At 46.9% G+C, this 21,542-nt stretch carries 15 protein-coding genes; 7 read left to right on the forward strand and 8 right to left on the reverse strand.

Annotation, left to right across the window (positions count from 1 at the left end):
* Positions 1-32: 32 nt before the first annotated feature.
* The 8 genes from CLC91_RS10425 to CLC91_RS10460 form a co-directional block, all read right to left on the reverse strand.
* A complete protein-coding gene (locus CLC91_RS10425) occupies positions 33-2,633 on the reverse strand; it encodes a TonB-dependent receptor plug domain-containing protein (protein ID WP_095500392.1) in 2,601 nt (866 codons plus the stop codon).
* 352 nt (positions 2,634-2,985) lie between these two features.
* Positions 2,986-5,610: a TonB-dependent receptor gene (locus tag CLC91_RS10430; protein WP_095500393.1), complete on the reverse strand. Its 2,625-nt coding sequence runs from the start codon at positions 5,608-5,610 to the stop codon at positions 2,986-2,988.
* A 468-nt stretch (positions 5,611-6,078) separates the two neighbouring features.
* Positions 6,079-7,083 carry a Holliday junction branch migration DNA helicase RuvB gene (gene ruvB, locus CLC91_RS10435; protein WP_095499319.1) on the reverse strand — a complete coding sequence of 335 codons (1,005 nt, stop codon included), beginning with the start codon at positions 7,081-7,083 and terminating at the stop codon, positions 6,079-6,081.
* A 15-nt stretch (positions 7,084-7,098) separates the two neighbouring features.
* Positions 7,099-7,707 (reverse strand): Holliday junction branch migration protein RuvA, encoded by a 609-nt coding sequence (gene ruvA / locus CLC91_RS10440; protein ID WP_095499318.1) that lies wholly within the window; start codon positions 7,705-7,707, stop codon positions 7,099-7,101.
* Positions 7,708-7,726: 19 nt separating this feature from the next.
* The gene (gene ruvC, locus CLC91_RS10445; protein WP_095500394.1) at positions 7,727-8,248 is read right to left on the reverse strand and encodes a crossover junction endodeoxyribonuclease RuvC; all 522 of its coding nucleotides are present in this window, start codon (positions 8,246-8,248) and stop codon (positions 7,727-7,729) included.
* A 3-nt stretch (positions 8,249-8,251) separates the two neighbouring features.
* Positions 8,252-9,001 (reverse strand): YebC/PmpR family DNA-binding transcriptional regulator, encoded by a 750-nt coding sequence (locus CLC91_RS10450; protein WP_095500395.1) that lies wholly within the window; start codon positions 8,999-9,001, stop codon positions 8,252-8,254.
* Positions 9,002-9,004: 3 nt separating this feature from the next.
* Complete coding sequence (aspS, locus tag CLC91_RS10455) at positions 9,005-10,789, reverse strand: aspartate--tRNA ligase (protein WP_095500396.1); 1,785 nt, start codon at positions 10,787-10,789, stop codon at positions 9,005-9,007.
* A 126-nt stretch (positions 10,790-10,915) separates the two neighbouring features.
* A complete protein-coding gene (locus CLC91_RS10460) occupies positions 10,916-13,726 on the reverse strand; it encodes a diguanylate cyclase domain-containing protein (protein ID WP_095499314.1) in 2,811 nt (936 codons plus the stop codon).
* Positions 13,727-13,878: 152 nt separating this feature from the next.
* Here CLC91_RS10460 and cmoA point away from each other — a divergent pair, with 152 nt between their 5' ends.
* Genes cmoA through CLC91_RS10495 form a run of 7 tightly spaced genes read left to right on the forward strand, consistent with a single transcriptional unit; the run spans position 13,879 to position 21,459 of the window.
* On the forward strand, positions 13,879-14,610 hold the full coding sequence (gene cmoA / locus CLC91_RS10465) for a carboxy-S-adenosyl-L-methionine synthase CmoA (protein ID WP_095500397.1): 732 nt from the start codon (positions 13,879-13,881) through the stop codon (positions 14,608-14,610).
* Entirely contained in the window at positions 14,607-15,593 is a 987-nt protein-coding gene (gene cmoB, locus CLC91_RS10470; RefSeq protein ID WP_095500398.1) for a tRNA 5-methoxyuridine(34)/uridine 5-oxyacetic acid(34) synthase CmoB, read from the forward strand. Before cmoA ends, cmoB begins: the two co-directional genes overlap by 4 nt.
* 9 nt (positions 15,594-15,602) lie before the next feature.
* Positions 15,603-16,349, forward strand: coding sequence for an ATP-dependent zinc protease family protein (locus CLC91_RS10475; protein WP_408634225.1), 747 nt, complete (start codon positions 15,603-15,605; stop codon positions 16,347-16,349).
* A 9-nt stretch (positions 16,350-16,358) separates the two neighbouring features.
* Complete coding sequence (locus tag CLC91_RS10480) at positions 16,359-17,864, forward strand: inactive transglutaminase family protein (protein WP_095500400.1); 1,506 nt, start codon at positions 16,359-16,361, stop codon at positions 17,862-17,864.
* On the forward strand, positions 17,864-18,817 hold the full coding sequence (locus CLC91_RS10485) for an alpha-L-glutamate ligase-like protein (protein WP_095500401.1): 954 nt from the start codon (positions 17,864-17,866) through the stop codon (positions 18,815-18,817). Before CLC91_RS10480 ends, CLC91_RS10485 begins: the two co-directional genes overlap by 1 nt.
* Positions 18,780-20,435 (forward strand): hypothetical protein, encoded by a 1,656-nt coding sequence (locus CLC91_RS10490; protein WP_095500402.1) that lies wholly within the window; start codon positions 18,780-18,782, stop codon positions 20,433-20,435. Before CLC91_RS10485 ends, CLC91_RS10490 begins: the two co-directional genes overlap by 38 nt.
* Positions 20,389-21,459, forward strand: coding sequence for a DUF3541 domain-containing protein (locus CLC91_RS10495; RefSeq protein ID WP_095500403.1), 1,071 nt, complete (start codon positions 20,389-20,391; stop codon positions 21,457-21,459). The genes CLC91_RS10490 and CLC91_RS10495 overlap by 47 nt, the downstream gene beginning before the upstream one ends.
* Positions 21,460-21,542 lie beyond the last annotated feature (83 nt).

The following is a 21,542-nucleotide window of genomic DNA, read 5'->3' on the forward strand; positions in this document are numbered from 1 at the left end:
TATGCCTCGGCTTTTTATTGCCTAAAATTCAATTAGAAGGTGATATTGACCCCAGCAAATATTTGCCGACCTATGGTGTTATAAACCTCAGGAACCGTGCCACCGGTATTACCATTACTGACATGGCGTGGCAGTTCGTCGGTCGGATTCTTAATACCAAAGTTGGCTACGATGGAATCGGTGGCATACCAACTGGCAGAGACATTGTGATACATGATAGAGCCCACAGTATCACCGCTATTGAAATCCGTCATTTCACCAATGAATCGATTGGAATAATTGAATGACCAGTCTTCAAGTCGCGCCGTAACTCGGAAATTGTTTTTGTATTTAGCAAAAGCGCCGTAGGTTTGACCAATAGTACCGGTATACTCTTTTCCGTCTTGTTTAAACTCAAGTAACCGCGTGAGATCATTATTAATCGACCAGTCCACATTGTTCTTGGTAAAGGTGTATTGAGTATTAAAATCGATCCCCTTAGTATTTTGCTCGCCGACGTTGGTTAAGGGATTGGTGAGCGTACGAAGATCGCCATCCGGGCCAATTTGGTGGATATCACATGCATTCTGGTCTCCGTTATAACAAGCGTCGAGTCCCGCCTGAACATCTAACCTTGCAATGGCATCTTTAACGTCAAACTGCCAATAATCCAAAGTGAACGATAAACCATCAACCGATTGTGGCGAGAACACGGTACCTAAGGTAAATGAACGTGATTTCTCTGGTTTCAAGTTAGGATCCGATACTCGGCGTACCAAAATTTGGCTGTCTTGAGCACGCCCCCACGGGTCGGTTAAGTATTCATAAGAGCCTGAGCCACCGCCATACAGCTCAGCAACGCTGGGCGCTCGAAAACCGGTAGCCGCAACACTTCGAAACATCAAGCTGTCACTGGCTTCATAGGTAAGCCCCGCCTTCCAAGTGGTTGCTCCACCAAAGGTATTGTAATGATCGTGGCGTATTGCAAACTCTCCGGTTAGTGCTTCAGTTATTGGCGCAGACACCTCAACGTAACCCGAGGCAACGTTATAATCGCCTTTAGTAGCATCTTGTTGTGCAGCGGTACCCTCACCGCGTTGGATTACGGCATCTGGCGTGAAAAAGCCACTTTCATGGCGATATTCGATACCGGATGCAAAGCCAACGGCGCCGGCATCGGTATCAAACAGGTCACCACTGATAACCGCTGACGCTATGTGCATTTGGTTGCCACCGCTATTGCGCTCAGTAAAAGATACGTCATCAATCACGCTTTGTGATAGAGGGCCACCGTTAAACCAATGCTGTTGATTGTTATAAATTGACTCTGCCATGTTTTTGGCATTCACCGAATTATGAACATAGCTTTTGGCATCGTTACGACCATAGGTGTAGGACACTTCCCAATCGTAACCGCTACCCATATCAAGCATCCCCGACAGGGCTGCTGACGCTCTTAGGGTATCGATGTCTTGCTCATAAATCCGTGGACCCACATCCGTCATCCGTCTTTTATAAGTGACCTGCCCTCGCTCGTTTGCACCAATACCCATGCCTGTGAGATCCACGCAACGTCCTGCGTTACTGCCATCGGCTTTACACACATCCAGTTCAACACTGGCCGGCTGCGGCGCCATTCGCTGAAACGATTGACGTTTGGTGTATAACAGGTCCGTTTGCAGCTGCAAGTTACTACCTAAACTGTGGTTAGAGTTGGCAAAAAACGAATATTGCTTACTTGGGGTTTGTAACCACGTATCTGGGTTGTAGTCGTATACGTCATTGGCCGGATCTCTATCGCGATAACCAATGAAATTACCCTGATCATCAAAATCAGGAACAAGTGTACGATTGGTCGGATTGCCATCAGCATCGCTGCCACTGCCGGTAATGCTGCCCCCCGGTATAAAGGAGCTGGCGCCAGGTGCTACCCAAGTGCGATCCGATAAGCGAATGCCTTTACGTTCTTGATAAGAAGCGCCTAGAGTAATGTTACCGGACTCTGAGTTAAAGCCATACAACCCGGAAAGGTTGATGTTCTGACCATCAAATCCTTGCCCTTTAGTTTGATTATCAACATGGTGACTTGACGCGGTTGTGTCTCCACTCACTTCCAGTGATAAACCGTCAAAATCGTCTTTGGTAATGATGTTCACCACACCGGCAATGGCGTCGGAGCCGTAAACCGCAGAAGCCCCATCTTTCAAAATTTCAACGCGCTTAATCAAGGCAACTGGGATGGTATTAAGATCCACTGACGAATCAGCGCCCGCACCAGAGTTCACCATGCGTCGACCATTCAACAGCACTAAGGTACGATTAACGCCCATGCCCCGTAAATTCACGGTAGCGCGACCGTTTGAGCCATTATTGGTTGTACTGCCAATGGACATACCGGCCATGGCAGGTTGTGATTGCAGAATTTCTTCTACTGAATTATGCCCTTCCGCTTTAATCTCTACGGAATCAATAACGGTTACTGGTGACGCAGTTTCCATATCTTGACGCTGAATGCGCGAACCCGTTACCGCTATTCGCTCTACCGATGACTTAACCCCAGATTCGGTTTCATTGGCTTGCACGGAATAACTGGTTGCAATTAGCGTTGCTAATAACGGCAGTGTTACTCGTTGTTGATTGTTGTCATTGCTCATAAGAATTTCCACACTTGTTCATGATTTACCCCAAAGCTTCATCCTACTAGAGGCTAAAAGCTCGATCGCAATACTGAACAAAAGTTCCTGCAGAGACAACTATAATAGCTGATAACAAAGGTCACTTTTTTGGAAACAAAACACGAATGTCTGGTTAATAGAATGACATTTTCTGGTTAGCTTTTCGCTGACATTGCGGGCTTATTACTCGTTTAATAGGGTTAGGGATGACAACAACGTGAAAATAGAACAATTACTCGCTAACAAAAGGCTATATAGTTCCCTTTTGGATTTGTGAGTTTGATCAAAAAAGGCTGCTCAAACAGCAGCCTTTTTATTAGGTTGATAACGATTAGAAACGATAGCTTACTTTGGTGTAAACGTATCGACCCATCACATCATACACTTCTGGAACCGTGTACACGTCAGAGTATGAAGGCGTGTATTTTGGTGTTTCATCGAACAAGTTGTTCACACCAACGGTTAAGTCAAAGTTGCGATTAATGTGGTACATGTACGACACGTTGTGATACCAAGCTGCCGGCACTTCAAAGTCGGGACTTTGCAAGTCGGTCATCTCGCCAATCATGCGAATGCTGTAGCTTAGCGTCCAATCGTCCGCTTTGACCATCAAGTTAGCGTTTTGGCGCCATTCTGCATAACCACCATTCATGCCACTTAAGGTGCCGGTATAGTCGATGCCATCCTGTTCAAACTCAAGTAAACGGGTTACATCCCAGTTAAACGCCCAGTCGTGTGCACCATAAACCCACTTGTAGTTAAGGTTCATATCCACACCAGAGGTGTTTTGGTAACCGGCGTTAATGAGTGGCGCTTCCATGTAACTGATTTGACCCGAAACATCGCTTCGTTGAATGTTTAAGGTGTCACAGGCGTTTTGATTACCGGTATAGCAATCGTTTAAGTAGGCCTGACGGTCAATACGAACCAAGGCGTTCTCTACTTCAAATTGCCAGTAGTCAATGGTGAGCGATAAACCATCAATGAAGTTTGGCGAAAGTACCGTACCCACGGTAAGCGTTTTCGCTTCTTCAGGCTTAAGATCACCACCAGATGTCCAAGTTACTTCGATTTGGCTGTCAGGATCCATCACACTGCCATCGCCGGCTAATCCATAGTTTGGATCTAGGCCAGAAGCGGCACAGCTCGCGGCAAACGGTGAATCTGGATCAGCTCCATAGCCCCAACATGGGTCAGACAAGTAATCGAATGAGCCCACGTTACCGCCGTAAAGCTCTGAAATACTTGGTGCACGGAATGCGGTAGACGCTACCGAGCGGAACATTACCTGCTCGTTCACTTTCCAGGTTAAGCCCAATTTCCACGTGGCATCGCTACCAAATGAGCTGTAGTCGAAATAACGAACCGCAGCTTCTGCTGTCAACTCTTCAACAAAAGGCTTATCCGCTAACAATGGAATCGAGAATTCCGCGTAAACGGCTGTGGTGTCATATTCACCCGCTGTGGCGTCTTGTTGCGATTGAGAGGAGTCACCGGCTTGAGTGATTTCATCCGGGGTAAACCAACCTTTTTCCTTACGATATTCAGCGCCCGCAGCGAAGGCAATGGCACCGGCTGGCAAATCAAACAGCTCACCAGAGAAGTTCAAACTCGCTACATGCATTTCGTTACCGCCTTCTGAGCGGTCGTTATACATGATGTAATCTAAGGTATCTTGGCTAAGAGGATCGCCCGAAACCCATTCACCAGGGTTTTGCGAAACCGAATCCAACAAACGAGAGGTACGCACCAAGTTGTTAGCGTAACTCACCGCTTCGTTGCGGCCATAGTTGTAGCTGACATCCCAATCGATACCGCGACCAATGTCTAAATACCCTTCAAGACCTGCAACAATACGGTAGGTATCGGTATCTTGCTCAAACGTACGTGGTCCAGCTTCTTCCATACGACGGCGATACTCAACATCTTTGTCGCCCCATGGGCCACTTGGAAGACTCGCGTTTGGAATAACGACACCGGTAACAGGAGCGGGTGCCATTTGTTGATCCGATTGACGTTTGGTGTACAAGGCTTCAACGAATGCCGCTGTATCGTTGGTAATCTCATATTTACCGTTAGCGGTTAAGCTAAAGCGCTCTTGTGGCGTTGATAAATAGCTATAAGGAACGTAGTTGAAATACTCGTCTTGTGGTTTATAGCCACCGTTGCCATCAGGTTGATGCCAACCGTCACCCCAGTTGATGGTTCCGCCAGGAATGGTAGAACTCCAGCCACCACAATCGCCATAGGGACCACAGTTCGACCAGAAACGGTCGTCTTGCATCACTTCACCACGGTTTACGTAGGTAGCGCCAATCACAATGTTACCACGGTCGAAGTTATTGCCCCACAATAGGTTAAGTTCACCGGTCTCACCGTCACCTTTATCAGACATACCAACTTGCGCATCCAGTTGGAATCCGTCGAAGTCAGAACGAGTGATAATGTTAATTACGCCTGCGATGGCATCCGAACCGTATACCGCAGAAGCACCGTCCTTAAGGACTTCGATACGCTCAATCATGGCAACAGGGATGGTATTAAGGTCAACGCTTGAGTCTGCGCCGGTTCCTGAGTTCACCATGCGGCGACCGTTTACCAACACTAAAGTACGTTGTGCACCCATGCCTCGTAGATCAACGTTGGCAACACCACGACCACCGTTATTGGTAGCTGCGCCGGTAGCGGCACCCGCTGACGCTGTAGTTTCTTGGAGGATTTGCTCAACTGATGTATAGCTACCGGCGGCAATTTGGTCCGCGTTAATCGTAGTTACAGGAGATGCCGTTTCCATATCTTGGCGCTTGATACGGGAACCCGTTACAGCGATACGCTCGACATTTTCGCTGACTTGAGTTTCTTCTGCTAATGCGTTGGTTGCAATGAATGGACTTGTTGCAAGACCTGCATATAAGGCGTATTGAATCCCAAAAGCAATAGGGTTTTGCTTTTTCATTGGATAGTTCTCCCAATCGATTTGTATTTATTCTTAGTGGTATTAGCGCCGATTGTTATTCTTGTTAGCGCCGGTTGATAATGTGAAAAACTCGAAACTTTGGTCAAGCCACCACAGCGACTATCTGGTCAGACCTTGTTGTTGCTATTTTGTGAAGAAAAACAACAAGATCGAATTGAAAATTAGAATTTCGGATTGAAAAGCACAAAGAACGCTCAAAATAGGAAGTTTAAAACCGGAACGCAGCAACAAATAGCCAACAACTGCCTCACAAAAAAAACATTTGCTTTTTTTAGCAACAGTTAAATCGTTAACAAACGAGCAACTAACCAATTACAGCAAGAGCAACATAATCACACCAACCTCATAACCAACAAATAACAAATGACGCCATTAGGGCTCTGCTGGTATTGAGCGAAATCAAAAAAACCGCTAACTTGAGCGGTTTTCAATCAATGCAGTCAGGCCTTATTCAGGTTTTAGCAAATCGAAATGTTGCCAAGCTCGCTCAGTTGCTATTCGACCTCTTGGGGTACGCTGTATAAAACCCTGCTGAATTAAATAGGGTTCCAGTACATCCTCAATGGTGTCTCGCTCTTCGCCAATTGCAGCGGCTAAATTATCCAAGCCAACCGGGCCGCCAGCAAATTTATCAATGATGGTTAGCAGCAGTTTTCGATCCATATAGTCGAAACCACCACTGTCTACATCGAGCATGTCCAGCGCTTGGCCGGCTACGGTGGCATTGATTGTCCCTTGGTGTTTCACTTCAGCAAAATCTCGTACTCGCCGTAACAGTCGATTCGCGATACGAGGCGTTCCACGAGAGCGAACCGCAATCTCTCGTGCTCCAGCGTCTTCTATATCAAGCTCCATTACCTTTGCGCTGCGATTAACAATGGTGGTTAGGTCAGCACTGTTATAAAACTCAAGCCTCAATGGAATACCAAATCGTGCTCTTAAAGGTGATGTTAATGATCCGGCTCGAGTAGTTGCACCAATCAAGGTAAAGGGAGGCAAATCCAGCTTAATCGAACGTGCCGCAGGTCCCTCACCTATCATAATATCGATTTGATAGTCTTCCATCGCGGGGTACAGCACTTCCTCGATGGACGGACTTAAACGATGGATTTCATCGATAAAAAGTACGTCTCCGGGCTCTAGATTGGTAAGCAACGCCGCCAAATCCCCAGCTTTTTCAAGCACAGGTCCCGATGTCGACTTAATATTAACACCCATTTCATTGGCAACAATGTGAGCCAATGTGGTTTTACCCAACCCTGGAGGACCGTATATCAGTATGTGATCAATGGCCTCTTCTCGGCCTTTCGCCGCTTCAATAAAAATACCTAGCTGGCCACGCACTTCTGCTTGACCGGTATACTCGTCCAGTTTCTTCGGACGCATGGCACGGTCAATACCTTCGTCATTTGCTTGGGTTTGCGCTTCGATAAGGCGGTCGGCTTCAATCATCTTTTGGCCCTAGTGTTATAGCATGGACTTAAGCGCAAGCTTAATCACATCTTCGGAATTTAACTCTGGAGAGAGCACTTTAGCCACCGCTTTGCTGGCTTGTTGAGGCTTATAGCCTAACGCTAACAGCGCTGCAATCGCATCCCCTTCAACGTCCTTATTCGCGCTAGCCGCTGCTGTTGCTTCCAATGCCAATGGCTCATTGGCGCCATCAATGGTGAGGTTTTTCAACCGATCCCGCATTTCAATGACCAAACGCTCCGCGGTTTTCTTACCCACGCCGGGAAGCTTGGTTAATGCACTGGCGTCATCTCGACTGACGGTTTGTGCAAACTCGCTAGCAGTCATGCCTGAAAGGATTGCCAACGCCAGCTTAGGCCCAACGCCGTTAACCTTTATTAATTCTCGAAAAAGGGCACGTTCACTGGTATTAGCAAATCCGTATAGCAGTTGAGCGTCTTCGCGAACCACAAAGTGGGTATAAATAGTGGCTTTATTGCCAACGTCGGGCAATTCATAAAAACTGGTCATGGGTAGCTGCACTTCATAGCCAACGCCGTTGATGTCGATGAGTACCTCAGGTGCCTGCTTATCGACCAGTAGTCCTTGTAAACGTCCTATCACGTTTCATCCTCTAATATTTTTATTTAAACCGTCGTCGCGCGTAACTGGCGTCTTTGCCGGCCATCGCCACCGCAAGCTTTTGGGTATGACTATGACATATCGCGACCGCCAACGCATCCGCTGCATCGGCTTGTGGCTTACCCGGCAATTTAAGCATGTGTTGCACCATATGTTGCACCTGAGATTTATCGGCACCGCCGGTGCCAGTCACCGCTTGCTTAATTAAGCGCGCCGCGTATTCATAAACCGGTATATCGCATTGAGTTGCGGCAACAATCGCTGCGCCGCGGGCTTGCCCAAGCTTTAACGCCGAGTCGGGATTGCGCGCCATAAACACTTGTTCAATTGCGAATTCATCAGGCTGATATTGTTGAATAAGCTCACTAACGCCATTGAAAATGGTATTAAGCCGTGGAGGAAGCTCTTTAGATTGAGTGCGTATACAACCACTGCCGATGTATTCTTGGAGTTTACCTTGAACGCGAATAACACCATAACCTGTAATTCGCGAACCAGGATCAATACCAAGAATGACGGCCATCGATTACATCTCTAGGGTTGCAGCGACATCATCAGACAGTTCACCATTGTGATAAACCTCTTGAACGTCGTCGTTATCTTCAAGCGCGTCAATCAATCGCAATAGCTTGGGGGCAGTCTCGGCGTCAAGTTGAGCGCTGGTGGAGGCTATTTGGCTGACTTCGGCATTGATTGAGGTGAAACCAGCATTATCCAATCCGTCTTTTACCTCGCCAAACGCTTCTGGTGAAGTGTGTACCTCAGCGCTGCCATCGTCGTGCATCACTACATCATCAGCGCCCACCTCAAGTGCCGCATCAAGCAGCGCTTCTTGGTCAACACCGGCGTCATAAGCAATAACACCCCTCTTTTCGAATAGGTAGGCCACGGAGCCGTCGGTACCTAAATTACCGCCCGCTTTACTGAAGGCATGACGCACACTGGATACAGTACGATTACGATTATCCGTCATGGTCTCTACCATAACCGCGGTCCCGCCTGGACCGTATCCTTCGTAAATAATGGTTTCTAAGGCTTGTCCGTCTAACTCCCCTGCCCCGCGTTTCACCGAACGCTCGATGGTATCTCGGGTCATGTTGTTAGAAAGCGCCTTATCAATGGCAGCTCGTAGACGCGGATTGCTGTCCGCATCGGAGCCACCTTCTCTGGCGGCCACAGTTAATTCTCGAATCAATTTGGTAAAAATTTTACCCCGTTTAGCGTCTTGCGCCGCTTTACGGTGTTTGATGTTAGACCATTTACTGTGACCGGCCATCGCTTATACTTCCTCTGAATCTTGAGACGCTTTCTTTAGCAACTCAATACCTAACTCCTGCAGTTGCTCAGGGTTAGCGAAACCAGGGGCATCGGTAAGAGGGCAAGCCGCTGTGGTGGTCTTAGGGAATGCCATAACATCGCGAATGGAACTTGCACCTGTCATGAGCATGATCATGCGATCCAAGCCAAACGCCAGTCCTGCGTGTGGCGGCGTACCGTAGCGTAAGGCTTCAAGTAGGAAGCCAAATTTCTCTTGCGCTTCTTCATCACTAATGCCAAGCAGTTTAAACACTTGCGCTTGCATGGCTTGATCATGGATACGAACCGAGCCTCCGCCTAATTCACAGCCATTAAGCACCATATCATAAGCATTGGAAATGGCGTTTGCTGGATCAGCCGCAAGTTCTTCGGGAGTCATGTCTCGTGGAGCGGTGAATGGATGGTGCAGCGCGTGGAATTGACCGTCAACTTCTTCAAACATTGGGAAGTCCACTACCCAAAGTGGTTTCCAACTGTCTTCAGTTAAGCCTAAGTCTTCGCCCAATTTTAACCGCAAAGCGCCTAGCGCATCGGTCACTACGTTTGCCTTGTCGGCCCCGAAGAAGATAATGTCACCGTCTTTGGCGTTTACGCGAGCTAATAGCTCAACGACTACTTCAGGACTTAAGAATTTAGCGATGGGCGATTGAACGCCGTCAAAACCGGCACTGGCATCGTTAATTTTCATCCAAGCTAAACCGCGGGCACCGTATACTTCAACGTATTTGCCGTAGCCGTCGATTTGCTTGCGAGATAGGCTGGCACCGCCAGGTACACAAATTACCGCAACACGCCCTTTCGCATCATTGGCTGGACCTGCAAATACTTTAAACTCAACGTCTTTAACTAAATCAGCAACATCGACCAATTCAAGCGGGTTTCGCAGATCAGGCTTATCGGAACCAAAACGACGCATGGCATCGGCGTAGCTCATTTTAGGGAATTTCCCTAACTGCACATCCAGCAATTCATCAAACAGCGACACCACCAACTCTTCGGTTTTTGCCATAACCTGATCTGCTGACATAAACGAGGTTTCGATATCGATTTGGGTAAATTCTGGTTGGCGATCCGCACGTAAATCTTCGTCTCTAAAACACTTAACGATTTGGTAATAGCGGTCAAAGCCAGACATCATCAATAACTGTTTAAACAGTTGTGGTGATTGTGGTAGAGCGAAAAACTTGTCGCTGTGGGTACGGCTGGGTACTAAATAATCGCGAGCCCCTTCTGGCGTAGCTCGAGTCAGCATGGGCGTTTCAATATCGAGGAAGCCTTGGGTATCCATAAATCGACGAACCGCAGCAGTTACTTTTGAACGGAAAATCAAACGCTGGTTCATTTCCGGACGACGCAAATCAAGATAACGATACTTCAGACGGGCTTCTTCGGAATTGGTCTGGTGATCGTCCATATTCAGTGGTAATGGCGCTGCGGCATTGACTATGGTCAAATCTTTACCTAACACCTCTACTTCACCGGTGCGCATACCCGCGTTAACTTGACTTTGTGGGCGGTTGCGAACCAAGCCCTTAACTTGTACGCAAAATTCATTGCGCAACTTGGAAGCTGTGGCAAACACATCTTCTAAATCTGGGTCGTAGACAACTTGCAATAAGCCTTCACGATCTCTTAAATCTAAGAAAATCACTCCACCTAAATCACGACGGCGATTCACCCAACCCACCAATGTTACTTCCTCACCAACATGTGATGTGTTGATATCGCCACAATAATGACTGCGCATGAATGTTTCCTTAGATTGCAATTTACGCCCAAGAGTTGGGCAATCGATAAAAATAATCCGCCATTATAAGTAATTTCTGAGTTTTGCCAAAGAAAAGCCCTAAAAATAACGGTTCAATCGATGATTTTATAATCGGTATTGGTTACCGCCGTTTCGTTTGGCTGAATACATGTTGGCATCGGCTATGTTAAGCAAGGCTTCAACGTCTTTACTGTGATGAGGGTATATCGCCACACCAACGCTCAAGCCTAAATTAAGACGATGATTTTCAACTTGAAACGGCTCTCGAATGGCTTTAATTAGCCCATCAGCAACTTGAATAACGCCGTCAGAGTCTTTTACGCGATTAAGCAAAATAACAAATTCATCGCCACCAAAACGAGCCACCGTATCCGATTCTCGTATGGTACTCATTAATCGCCGACTGACTTCTTGTAATGCCGCATCACCGGCCGAATGGCCCCAACTGTCATTAATGGTTTTAAACCCATCGATATCAAGGAACAACACCGCAAATTTTTGCTGATCCCGTTCGTGGCTTAACACCGCTTGTTTTAAGCGGTCTTCAAATAAGGTGCGATTAGGCAACTGAGTTAATCCATCATGACTGGCAATGTGATGCATTTCTTGCTCAATGAGGTTGCGGCGTACTACTTCTCTTTGCAAGCGACGATTAGCGAAATACATCGCTCCTGCGGCGGTTACTAATAGCAATGCAAACAACAACGTCCATTTCAACCAAATGTCTTCTTTGTTCGTGGTCGCGATGCGCGGCAGCTGCCAACGACTGTACATTTGATGTTTTTCGTTAGCGGAAATGGCGGCTAAAGAGCGATTTATATAAGGAATGAGCGCTTTATGTTTTGGGTTAAACGCAATATGCGACTGGTCTGCCGAGTAGTCTGCTAACAGCGATACTTTGATGTTTGGGTTTGGATGCGAACGCAACTGAGCCGCCAAACTTATCATTTTATCCAAATACGAATCCACCGAGCCATTATCCAACAACTCAATGCCCTCTTTGGTATTGGTTACCAACACCACTTCAATATTTTTATCGGACACTCTTAATTTGTTAGCAATGGAATAACCTTCCACCACGGCAATTCGTTGATTGGCCAATTCACTAATATTGAATAAATCTACCTGTTGAGCGGTACTCGCCAAGCCCCATGGCGAAGGCCAATAAGCGTCACTAAAAATCAGTTTACTGGTGCGTTCTGCGCTCGGCGCAATACTGGCCACCATGTCTATTTGGCCATTTTCTAGTGCCTCAAGTAAGCTGTCAAAATTATGAAACGCAACAGGGTTGAAGCGGATTCCTAATTGTTCCGATAAATGCTGCGCCACCTCCATATTGATGCCAGCAAACTGCCCTATGCCATCTGTAAACTCCATCGGCGGCCAATTACTAATATACCCCAGTACCAATACTGGATATTGACGCAAGTATTCTTGCTCTGACGATGTAATTTCTAGGGCTTTGGCAGCTTTAGCAAACGCGTAATCACGGCTATTAACTAACCATCGACGCTCCAGTTGATGCCGCTCGGCGGCGCTGATGAGATCGAATCCTGCCCGAATTCGTCGATTGAGCGTGGTATCGCTCGGCCTTGCTAGCACATAATAAGGCTCTTCAAATGTGGGCGCATCGATACTGGCGTACTCGGACCAATTGTCGTGGCGAATAAAATGTTCTGTAAGGCGTGCGGATGAGCCAAAAATACCGTCTAATTTGTCCTCATCGAGATCAGCTAGCATTTCATCAAGGGTTGGGTACTGTATGAAGTGTTGCACCGGGTACATTTCCCGCACCGATTTCACGTAACTGGCATTCGCTAAAATACCAATGCGCAGTTCATTAAGCTGCAGATCTGGGGTTGGCATCGCTTGCCGATAAAACAAGCGTACCTTTTGCGGATACAAAGGGGCGACCTTATCAAGGCCGGTTACAATTTCATCGCCTTGTGGATAACCGGCGACGGCGTCAACGCGACCGCTGCGCACCCAGCTAAGTTGCTGGTCGGTATTACCGAGAGTAAACTGAATGGGTATACCGGTTTTCTCGGTCCACAATTTCCACAAATCAATAAATAACCCTTTAAATTCACCCTGTTCATCTTGATGCATGAACGGCGCTAAGTTGCCGTCGGCAACTATGGTTAAGGTTTGATCGCTAACCCCTAGCCATTTTTTACGAAGGTTCTTGCGAGTAACGGAAGGTATGTTGGCAAAGCCTATATTTAAGGCTTCCAACTTCGCAGCGTTTGTTTTTTTAGTCGCAATGGTCATGGGATAACTGGCAATACGAATGCGACGATTATGGGGAAACTTCAAAGCGATTCGTTCTTCTAAAGCAGCGATGCGGTTAAAACCATCCATAGCTGCGAAAATTTTAACGTCCCCCGCTAGCGCCCCTTGCAACAACTCAGCTCGGGTATCGTATTCACGAAAACGCAATTCAGGGTTTAATTGAGATAATTTAGACAAATGAGCAGATGCTGCTACAACACCAATTTGATAGGGCGTTAATTCTTCGATTGAGGTATGAACCGGCAAACTGGCATCAACAAATAAAAAGGTATTAAGTCGGGTAATTGCCCTAGAAAAAGCTAATTGTTCAGAGCGGTGCTTAGTGGGTGAAATACCTGCATGAAAATCAGCTTGTCCTGCTATCACTGCCTCAATGGAGTCGGCCCACACATCTCCTTTAAACCGGATGTCGACCTGGTTTTCTAGCCCATATTGTCGCCATAAATCTATGATAAGCCCAGCGGCTTGACCATTATCGTCGGTGTATTGATAGGGATAGCTGTCCTTCCCATATGAGACCACTAAGGTCGTGTCTTCAACGGCTTTTTGCGCGGCAAAACTGGGTAATAATGCCCCTGCTGTCAACAGAGTGATTACTATGAAGTTTGCTATTCCTTTGAGCATTTATCCACCAATCCTTCGAGTTGCTGTGCTTAATCCAGTGTGTGCTTCATTGTTTGTAATAAAAAAAGCCTTTTAATTCCAGTTATTAGGCTTGTCAGTTTTTCATGGTAACAGCTAAAATGGGTAAAATCTAAAGCCATAAATTAAAACTCATGTCCAAAGGCTCTGACCAAATCTACGCTAACCCGCAAAAAAACATCGCCGACTTTAGTTTCGATAAAAAAGTGGTGGAAGTTTTCCCTGATATGATAAGCCGTTCGGTGCCTGGATACGGCGACATTGTTCAAGGCATTGGCAACATCGCGAAGCAAGTTGTGACTTCTGGTAGCCAGGTATATGACTTAGGTTGTTCCTTAGGTGCTGCCACATTAGCAATACGACGACAAATTGAAGGAAAACAGGCGAAAATCATTGCGATTGATAACAGCCCCTCCATGGTTGAGCGCTGTCAAACTCATATAGACGCGTTTGTATCGTCAACCCCAGTTGAGCTGCAATGTGCTGATATTCGAGAGATTAAAATAAGCAATGCTTCATTAGTAGTGCTAAATTTCACCTTACAATTTCTTCCTCCCGCCGATCGCTTACAGTTATTGAGCACCATATACGAAGGGTTAAATACAGGCGGCTGTATCGTAGTGTCTGAAAAATTGTATTTTAAGCAAGGACAAATTCAAGCGCTCATTGACTCATTACACTTGGACTTTAAACGAGCGAATGGTTACAGTGAGTTAGAAATAAGTCAAAAACGTTCGGCCCTAGAAAACGTCATGAAACCCGATTCCATTGAGCAACATTTTGCACGCTTTAGCGACGCCGGTTTTAAGCAATACCATAGTTGGTATCAGCGCTATAATTTTTGTTCAATGGTGGCGATAAAATGATTACTTTTACCTCCTTTTATCAAGCCATTGCCGAGGACACTCTTCAACCTTGGCTAGAAGAGTTACCTGCGTTGCTTGGTCACTGGCAACGAGAGCACAAACACGGTCAATTACCGAAATGGGAAAAGGTGCTAAAAAAGCTCGATGGCATGCAACCAGACTCGGTCAATTTTAGCGACAGCGTAGAAATAGGCGATGCCAGCACGACTTCTGACTCCCAACGCGAGAAATTTGAAAGTTTGCTGGCGATTTACAAACCATGGCGAAAAGGGCCCTATCGTATCCATGGCATAGATATTGATACCGAATGGCGCTCAGACTGGAAGTGGGATCGAGTAGCGCCCCATATCAGTTCATTAGAAAACCGACTTGTGCTAGACGTTGGCTGTGGTAACGGTTACCACATGTGGCGTATGCTTGGCGCCGGTGCCCGTCGAGTTATCGGTGTCGATCCCTCAACGCTTTTTTTATGCCAATTCGAAGCTATAAAACGTATTGCCGGTAATCAACACCCGGTACATTTACTGCCGCTTGGCATTGAAGACTTACCTGCTCTCGATGGCTTTGATACAGTATTTTCTATGGGAGTGCTGTATCACAGGCGCAGCCCTATCGACCACTTGTATCAACTTAAAAGCCAGTTACGAAGTGGTGGAGAGTTGGTACTAGAAACCTTGGTCATTGAGGGCGATGAGCAGCAAGTGCTCGTGCCTGAAGACCGATACGCTAAAATGAATAACGTGTGGTTTTTACCTTCAGCCAAGGCCCTGATATTGTGGTTACAAAAATGCGGCTTCGAAAATGTACGTCTAGTAGACAATGATGTGACCTCATTAGCCGAGCAGCGAACCACACAATGGATGCCCAACGAATCATTAATCGACTATTTAGATCCAAATGATATTAGTAAAACAATAGAAGGCTACCCTGCTCCTATGCGAGCCACTTTTATTGCGACAAAACCAATTAACCCAATGAACTAAGGAATGGCTATGAAAGCTCTTACGGTTTCAGTTTTGACATGCGCACTTCTTTCAGGCTGCGTGGCCAAAAACTCAACAGGACCGGGTTTAACCCAAGACCAGCTCAACGCGACATTAGAACAACAACAACAAGCCTATGTCGAACAAGTGAGTGCCATTTGTGTTTCTCCTGATCAACTAACTCAGGTTCAACAGGAATTAGCCAACTTAAACGGTAAGCTCGAACAAATGGATGAAACCAGTGCTGTGGTAACACCTGTCCCGGTGGCTAAAGAATGCCCTAAGTCAGCCATTGGCGATAAATTGGTATTAGGTGAAGTAGAGATGACCTACGTCGATGAAATCGGAGCCGGTTTCGCCACTCGAATCGATACCGGTGCAGAGTCATCTTCTGTGGATGCCCGAAACATTCGTCCATTTGAGCGAGATGGCAAAGATTGGGTCCGCTTTGATGTGCTAATTGGCACAGGTGATAAGGCCACGACTAAAACCGTTGAGGCTCGTGTGGTTCGTAACACTCGCATCAAGCAACAAGCTGGCCAAGAAGCCGAGCGTCGCCCAGTAATTCTCGCCCATATTCAAATCGGCGATTACAAAGCTGAAACGGAATTAAACTTAACCGATCGCAGCCATTTAGAATACCCACTATTGTTAGGTCGTAAGTTTATGAAAGACATTGCCGTTGTTGATGTCAGTAAAAAGTTTGTGCACGGACAAACCGCACCTGCCCCTAAAAAAGCAGCCAGCAAAAAATAAGGATAGCTAATGCAATCACGTAAGCCTTTTTACCTGCTCGTTATACTGCTGTTCATCGCCGGTATTACCAGCATTGTTTATACCCATTCTGAGCACCAAGTACCATACTGGCCTGGGGAGCGCATCGAAACATGGGCGGTTGACGCAAAAATCACCTTCCAAGCGACCGGCGACCCAGTAGAAGTTAATTTTGCTCTGCCTAGAGATCCGGCCTATGACGTCTTAGTCGAAAACGCCGCCTCTCCCGGTTACGGCCTATCCATTATTAAGAATAATGAACAAAATCGAGCAGTTTGGAGTATCCGTGAAGCGCGCGGTAACCAAGAGCTGTTTTATAAAGCCACTTTCGTTCCTACCGGCAATAACACCCTAAGTCAGCTCGATGAGCCAGAACCGGCAGAGCCTACTAATTGGAGTGGTTCCTTAGCCGCAGCCGCCAAGCAAGTGGTTGATAAGGCATGGAAAGCAAGCGCGTCTAATTTATCGTTTGCGCGAGAAATTGCCAAGATGATCAGCTCTGATAAATCGCAAAACTTTGAGTTGCTCAAATCGGTAGAAAATAACGCCGACCTTTTCGTTAAGTTAATGGCAGATGCCGGTATTCCAGCCACGCGTGTTAGCGGCATTCAATTAGAAGATCAACGCCGACGTCAATCGCTGGTAGATATGGTGGCGGTTTACGATAACCAACAATGGTATTTGTTTAATCCCAGCAATGGCACCGAGGGCCGTCCCGATCACTTCTTAATTTGGGAAGGCACTGATGCTGCAGTATTGGAAGTCAGCGGTGGTGTCAATTCCAACGTTTCCTTTAGCATGATTTTAGACAGCCGTTCAGCCCTTCGCACTTCAGTTGAAATGATGGATACCCAAAACGAATTGGGCTTCTCTTTATACCAACTGCCTATTGAAGAGCAGAGCTTATTCAAAGGCATTCTGCTGATTCCACTTGGGGTATTAGTGGTGGTGTTCTTAAGGGTGATTGTGGGCATTAAAACCTCCGGTACCTTTATGCCGATTCTCATCGCACTTGCCTTTATTCAAACCACCCTGCTCACCGGCTTAATCGGCTTCTTGCTGATTGTATCGGCTGGTCTGTTGATTCGCTCCTACTTGTCTCATCTGAACCTGCTGCTTATTTCGCGAATATCGGCGGTGGTCGTTGTGGTGATAGGCATTATTGGCGCCTTTACTATTCTTGCCTTTAAGCTTGGGTTATCCGAAGGCTTAACCATCACCTTCTTCCCGATGATCATTCTTGCTTGGACCATTGAGCGGATGTCAATTTTATGGGAAGAAGAAGGTCCAAAAGAAGTGTTTGTTCAAGGCGGTGGTAGCTTGTTTGTGGCAACCCTTACCTATTTAGCCATGAGCTCACACATTGGCCAACACCTTGCCTTTAATTTCCTCGGTATTCACCTGGTGATTTTGGCCGCTGTATTGGTGATGGGTCAATACACGGGGTACCGTTTACTGGAGTTGCGTCGCTTTAAACCGTTTGCGGAGGACCGCTAATGTTTGCCAATCCTAAAACATTGGCTCAAAAAGGTGTGCTTGGTATGAACAAGCGCAATATCGACTTTATTGGTCGATATAACCCCCGCAGCCTCTATAAGCTTGTTGACGACAAGCTGATGACCAAGCAATTAGCCCTCAAAGAAGGTATTAATACCCCAGGGCTGATTGGCGTAATCCGCGTTCAACACGAAATTGAGCAACTGCCTAAAATGATTGAAGGCAAAAAAGGGTTTGTAGTAAAACCTGCTCAAGGTAGTGGTGGTAAAGGAATTTTGGTTATTACCCATGTTGAAGACGGCAAGTTTTTCAAACCCAGTGGCGATGAGGTAACGCCCGCTGAAATGGATCGCCACTGTTCCAACGTACTCAGTGGTCTGTTTACCCTTGGCGGTAAAAACGACGTGGCCGTCGTGGAAGATTTGATTAAATTCGATCCGGTGTTCGATGGCTACAGCTTTGAAGGCGTTCCCGATATTAGGCTCATTGTCTTTAAAGGCTTCCCTATTATGGGCATGCTGCGTTTGTCAACTCGGGCCTCTGATGGTAAAGCCAACTTGCACCAAGGTGCGGTTGGTGTCGGCCTCGATCTGGTCACGGGCAAAGGCTTACATGCGGTTCAATATGACCGCCCTATCGAGTTGCACCCCGATACCGGTAAAAAACTCATCGACATACAAGTACCGCACTGGGACAAACTCATGGAAACCGCTGCCGGTTGCTATGAAATGTCCGGGCTTGGTTATTTAGGGACCGACATGGTGTTGGATGTTGAAGCGGGGCCACAGCTGCTAGAGCTTAATGCTCGACCTGGATTGGCAATACAAACCGCCAATGCTCGTGGGATCTTGCCGCGTCTACAAAACATTCAGAAGCTTGGCGACATTCCTATGCCCGTAGCACAGCGCATTGAATATGTTAAAAAACATTTTCATCCTGGCTCTGGCATTTAGCCTAACCATTGGAGAGGCGGCCTACGCCTCTCCACTTTCCAATCTATTGCAACAGTGTCAGTCTTTGACGCTTTCGCCTGTTGAGTACAAAAGTGAACTGTCGCCTTTAGCGAATGCCATTGCTGTTGAGCGAGCGGATCTTGGCCTGCGTAATCTAAGCGACGGCCTAAATTACGCCCAAAAGAAGTTTTCTCAATTCTTTAATCAAGATCAAGCGAGTCAGGTGTTAGCCTGCCAGATGCAGTTAACGGACTATCGGCAACAGCGCTTAATGCAATTAAATCAAGCGCCATGGCAAAGCGCGTTGCAACATAGCCAAGATCCACAATTGCAGCAATTAGCGCTGCGCTGGCAATGGCTTGCTCGCCAACAACTTCCTAAAACAACACAATTAAGCTTAATTGCCAGTCAAACCGAATTTCAACATCGACTTAATTTACCTAGCCAGTCAATATCTCTTGAACGCGCACAGTGTATGGTGGATGACCGCACCCACATTGGCCTAGCCGAAGTGTCACGCTATTTGCTTAATCAAGCAGACGCCCACTGTCGACAACGAATATGGCATGCCTATCAAAGTCGCGGAGGGTATGCTGCTCAAACTGCCCTACACCGCTACCAAACAGAGTTAGAGCAACTTGCTGAGAAGAATTTCTACCCTGACGTTGCCAGCTATCTATTGCGAGACAATCTGCTTAATACACCAAAACAAGTGGCCGATTATTTAGACATTTCCGCCAGTTATCACGCTCAAACACTGCCGCCGTGGGATTTAGGCTGGACGCTTAGGCAAATGGGCGCGCCGGCCATAGACGTCGACCCTAAGGCGCTTGCCCTTTCGATATTTACTCAACTGGGCTTACGCACGGATAAGATTGATGAAAACTATTGGCGTTTATGGCAAGGAAAACGCTTGCTGGGCCAAATAAATTGGCAAGCCAGCCCAAAGCAAATCGATCATTTAACCGTTCGCCAAAGTGTGTTGGGATCCCAGTTTGGAGTCAGTGAATTGATAGCACCAGAACGGCTATTAAACGCCCGTCAACAACAACGTTTTGTTGAAAGCCTCGCCTTAGCCATTCGAAATTTAGCAGCGGGCAGCCGCTTTTATCTCAACAACCGCTATGTCGTTGAGCGAGACGGACAACGGTTAGCCGGTCATTGGCTTAAAGCGCAATTTGCGTCCCAACAAGGGTTGCCGCCACAAATTGTCAACGCTCAAAAGCAATGGCAAAACTATCGCGCCCGTGTTGCTCTAGCCGCTTATCAGAAACCCGAGCAACGAATTAACCCCGTAAGCGCCTTTAACCAACGGTTCTCCAAGCCACTTGCAAATAGCGGCACTGACATGCGTTTCAGTGGTTTGGTGGTGCAGGCGGCTAACCTCTATCAAGGGCTATGGCAACAAGACATGGGGCACTGGCTAGAGCGGCTTCGCCAACAAAACTGCTTGACCCAAGACCAGTTGTTTGACGTATTATTCGTAAACGAAGCCGGATTCACAGCCAAACGACAACTGCATCAACTGTTCGGGCATCAATCGCCGTTTGAGTTAACTAAAAGGATGATTAATGAGATTTATCATACTCGCGCTGTTACTGACCACTGCCAGCTGTAGCCATACCGCTACCTCAACCGTCCTCAGTGCCGGTGAAGTAAAAATAGCCATTCAAAACACCCTAGAACAGCGTCTCTATCAGCTACCTCCGCGGGTTCAAGGACACTATGGTATCCGTTTATTTCGAATGACTGGCGACGATAAATACGTCAATTCTGCACTGGTAGATCTTTACGCCATTACCGAAGCCCAAAGTTTTTATGCGTGTTCCGCTGACGATCCTAACTTTATTAACGCCCAAGCCGAAGCAATGACAGCCCAACTCGGTAATGGCCCTCGCGCCACCGCTCGCAAAGCGGCGTTAACCGCTCACCCACAGTTTTTGTTCTACAGTGATGGACTGCTTCGTTACGCCAGTCGCATTGACGAGTTTGGTTTGATTGGCCCCTGTCATCAAAAGCTCACCCAGGCCATTAAAAACTATGACATGACCCCTGCGTTAACCGACCCAGCCATGATTAAAAGCTGGGCTGCGCAATTAATTAACTACGTCTATTGGAGCAAACAATTAGGCACCGGCGATTATTTAGAGGCGTATACCAACGCCTTTAATCAGGTCTACCCTAACCAGCTTGATGGCCAGCTCGATAAACGCCAATATCGCAATAAATTGTATGGGCTTACCCACTTTGTGTTTGCCGCTTCTGGTTACTACCAACGACCGATCGATGCCGACCAATTTGGCTGGATCCTGAACTACTTCAGCGACAACATGGATCGCATCTTAACCGATGCAACGGATGATATTATTGCCGAAGTTGGAGTGGCATTCTTACTCGCAGGCAAAGGCGACAATCCAGTGGTTCAGCGAGCGCGAGAGCACATCATCAAGAGCTTTGATCAAAACGCTCAGTTTATTCCATCCATTTCAGGGCGTATTGAATACGCCAGCGGCGAGCATAGAAACGTATTGGCAATGATGCTGCTTGAGTGGACCGAACAACTGCACCCAGGGCCAATGCTTGCCATAGAGCCGGCTTCGAAGTTTCACTTACCGAAACAAGTTCGCCCTAAACAAGAATAAGCAACTCGCTGAAGTTATTATGTAAATTACCTCTAAAGCCATCTCAGAAATTCTGCAGATGGTTTTTTTACGCTTATACTAAA

This window comes from Paraferrimonas haliotis (assembly GCF_002282895.1).
GTDB classification, from domain to species: domain Bacteria; phylum Pseudomonadota; class Gammaproteobacteria; order Enterobacterales; family Shewanellaceae; genus Paraferrimonas; species Paraferrimonas haliotis.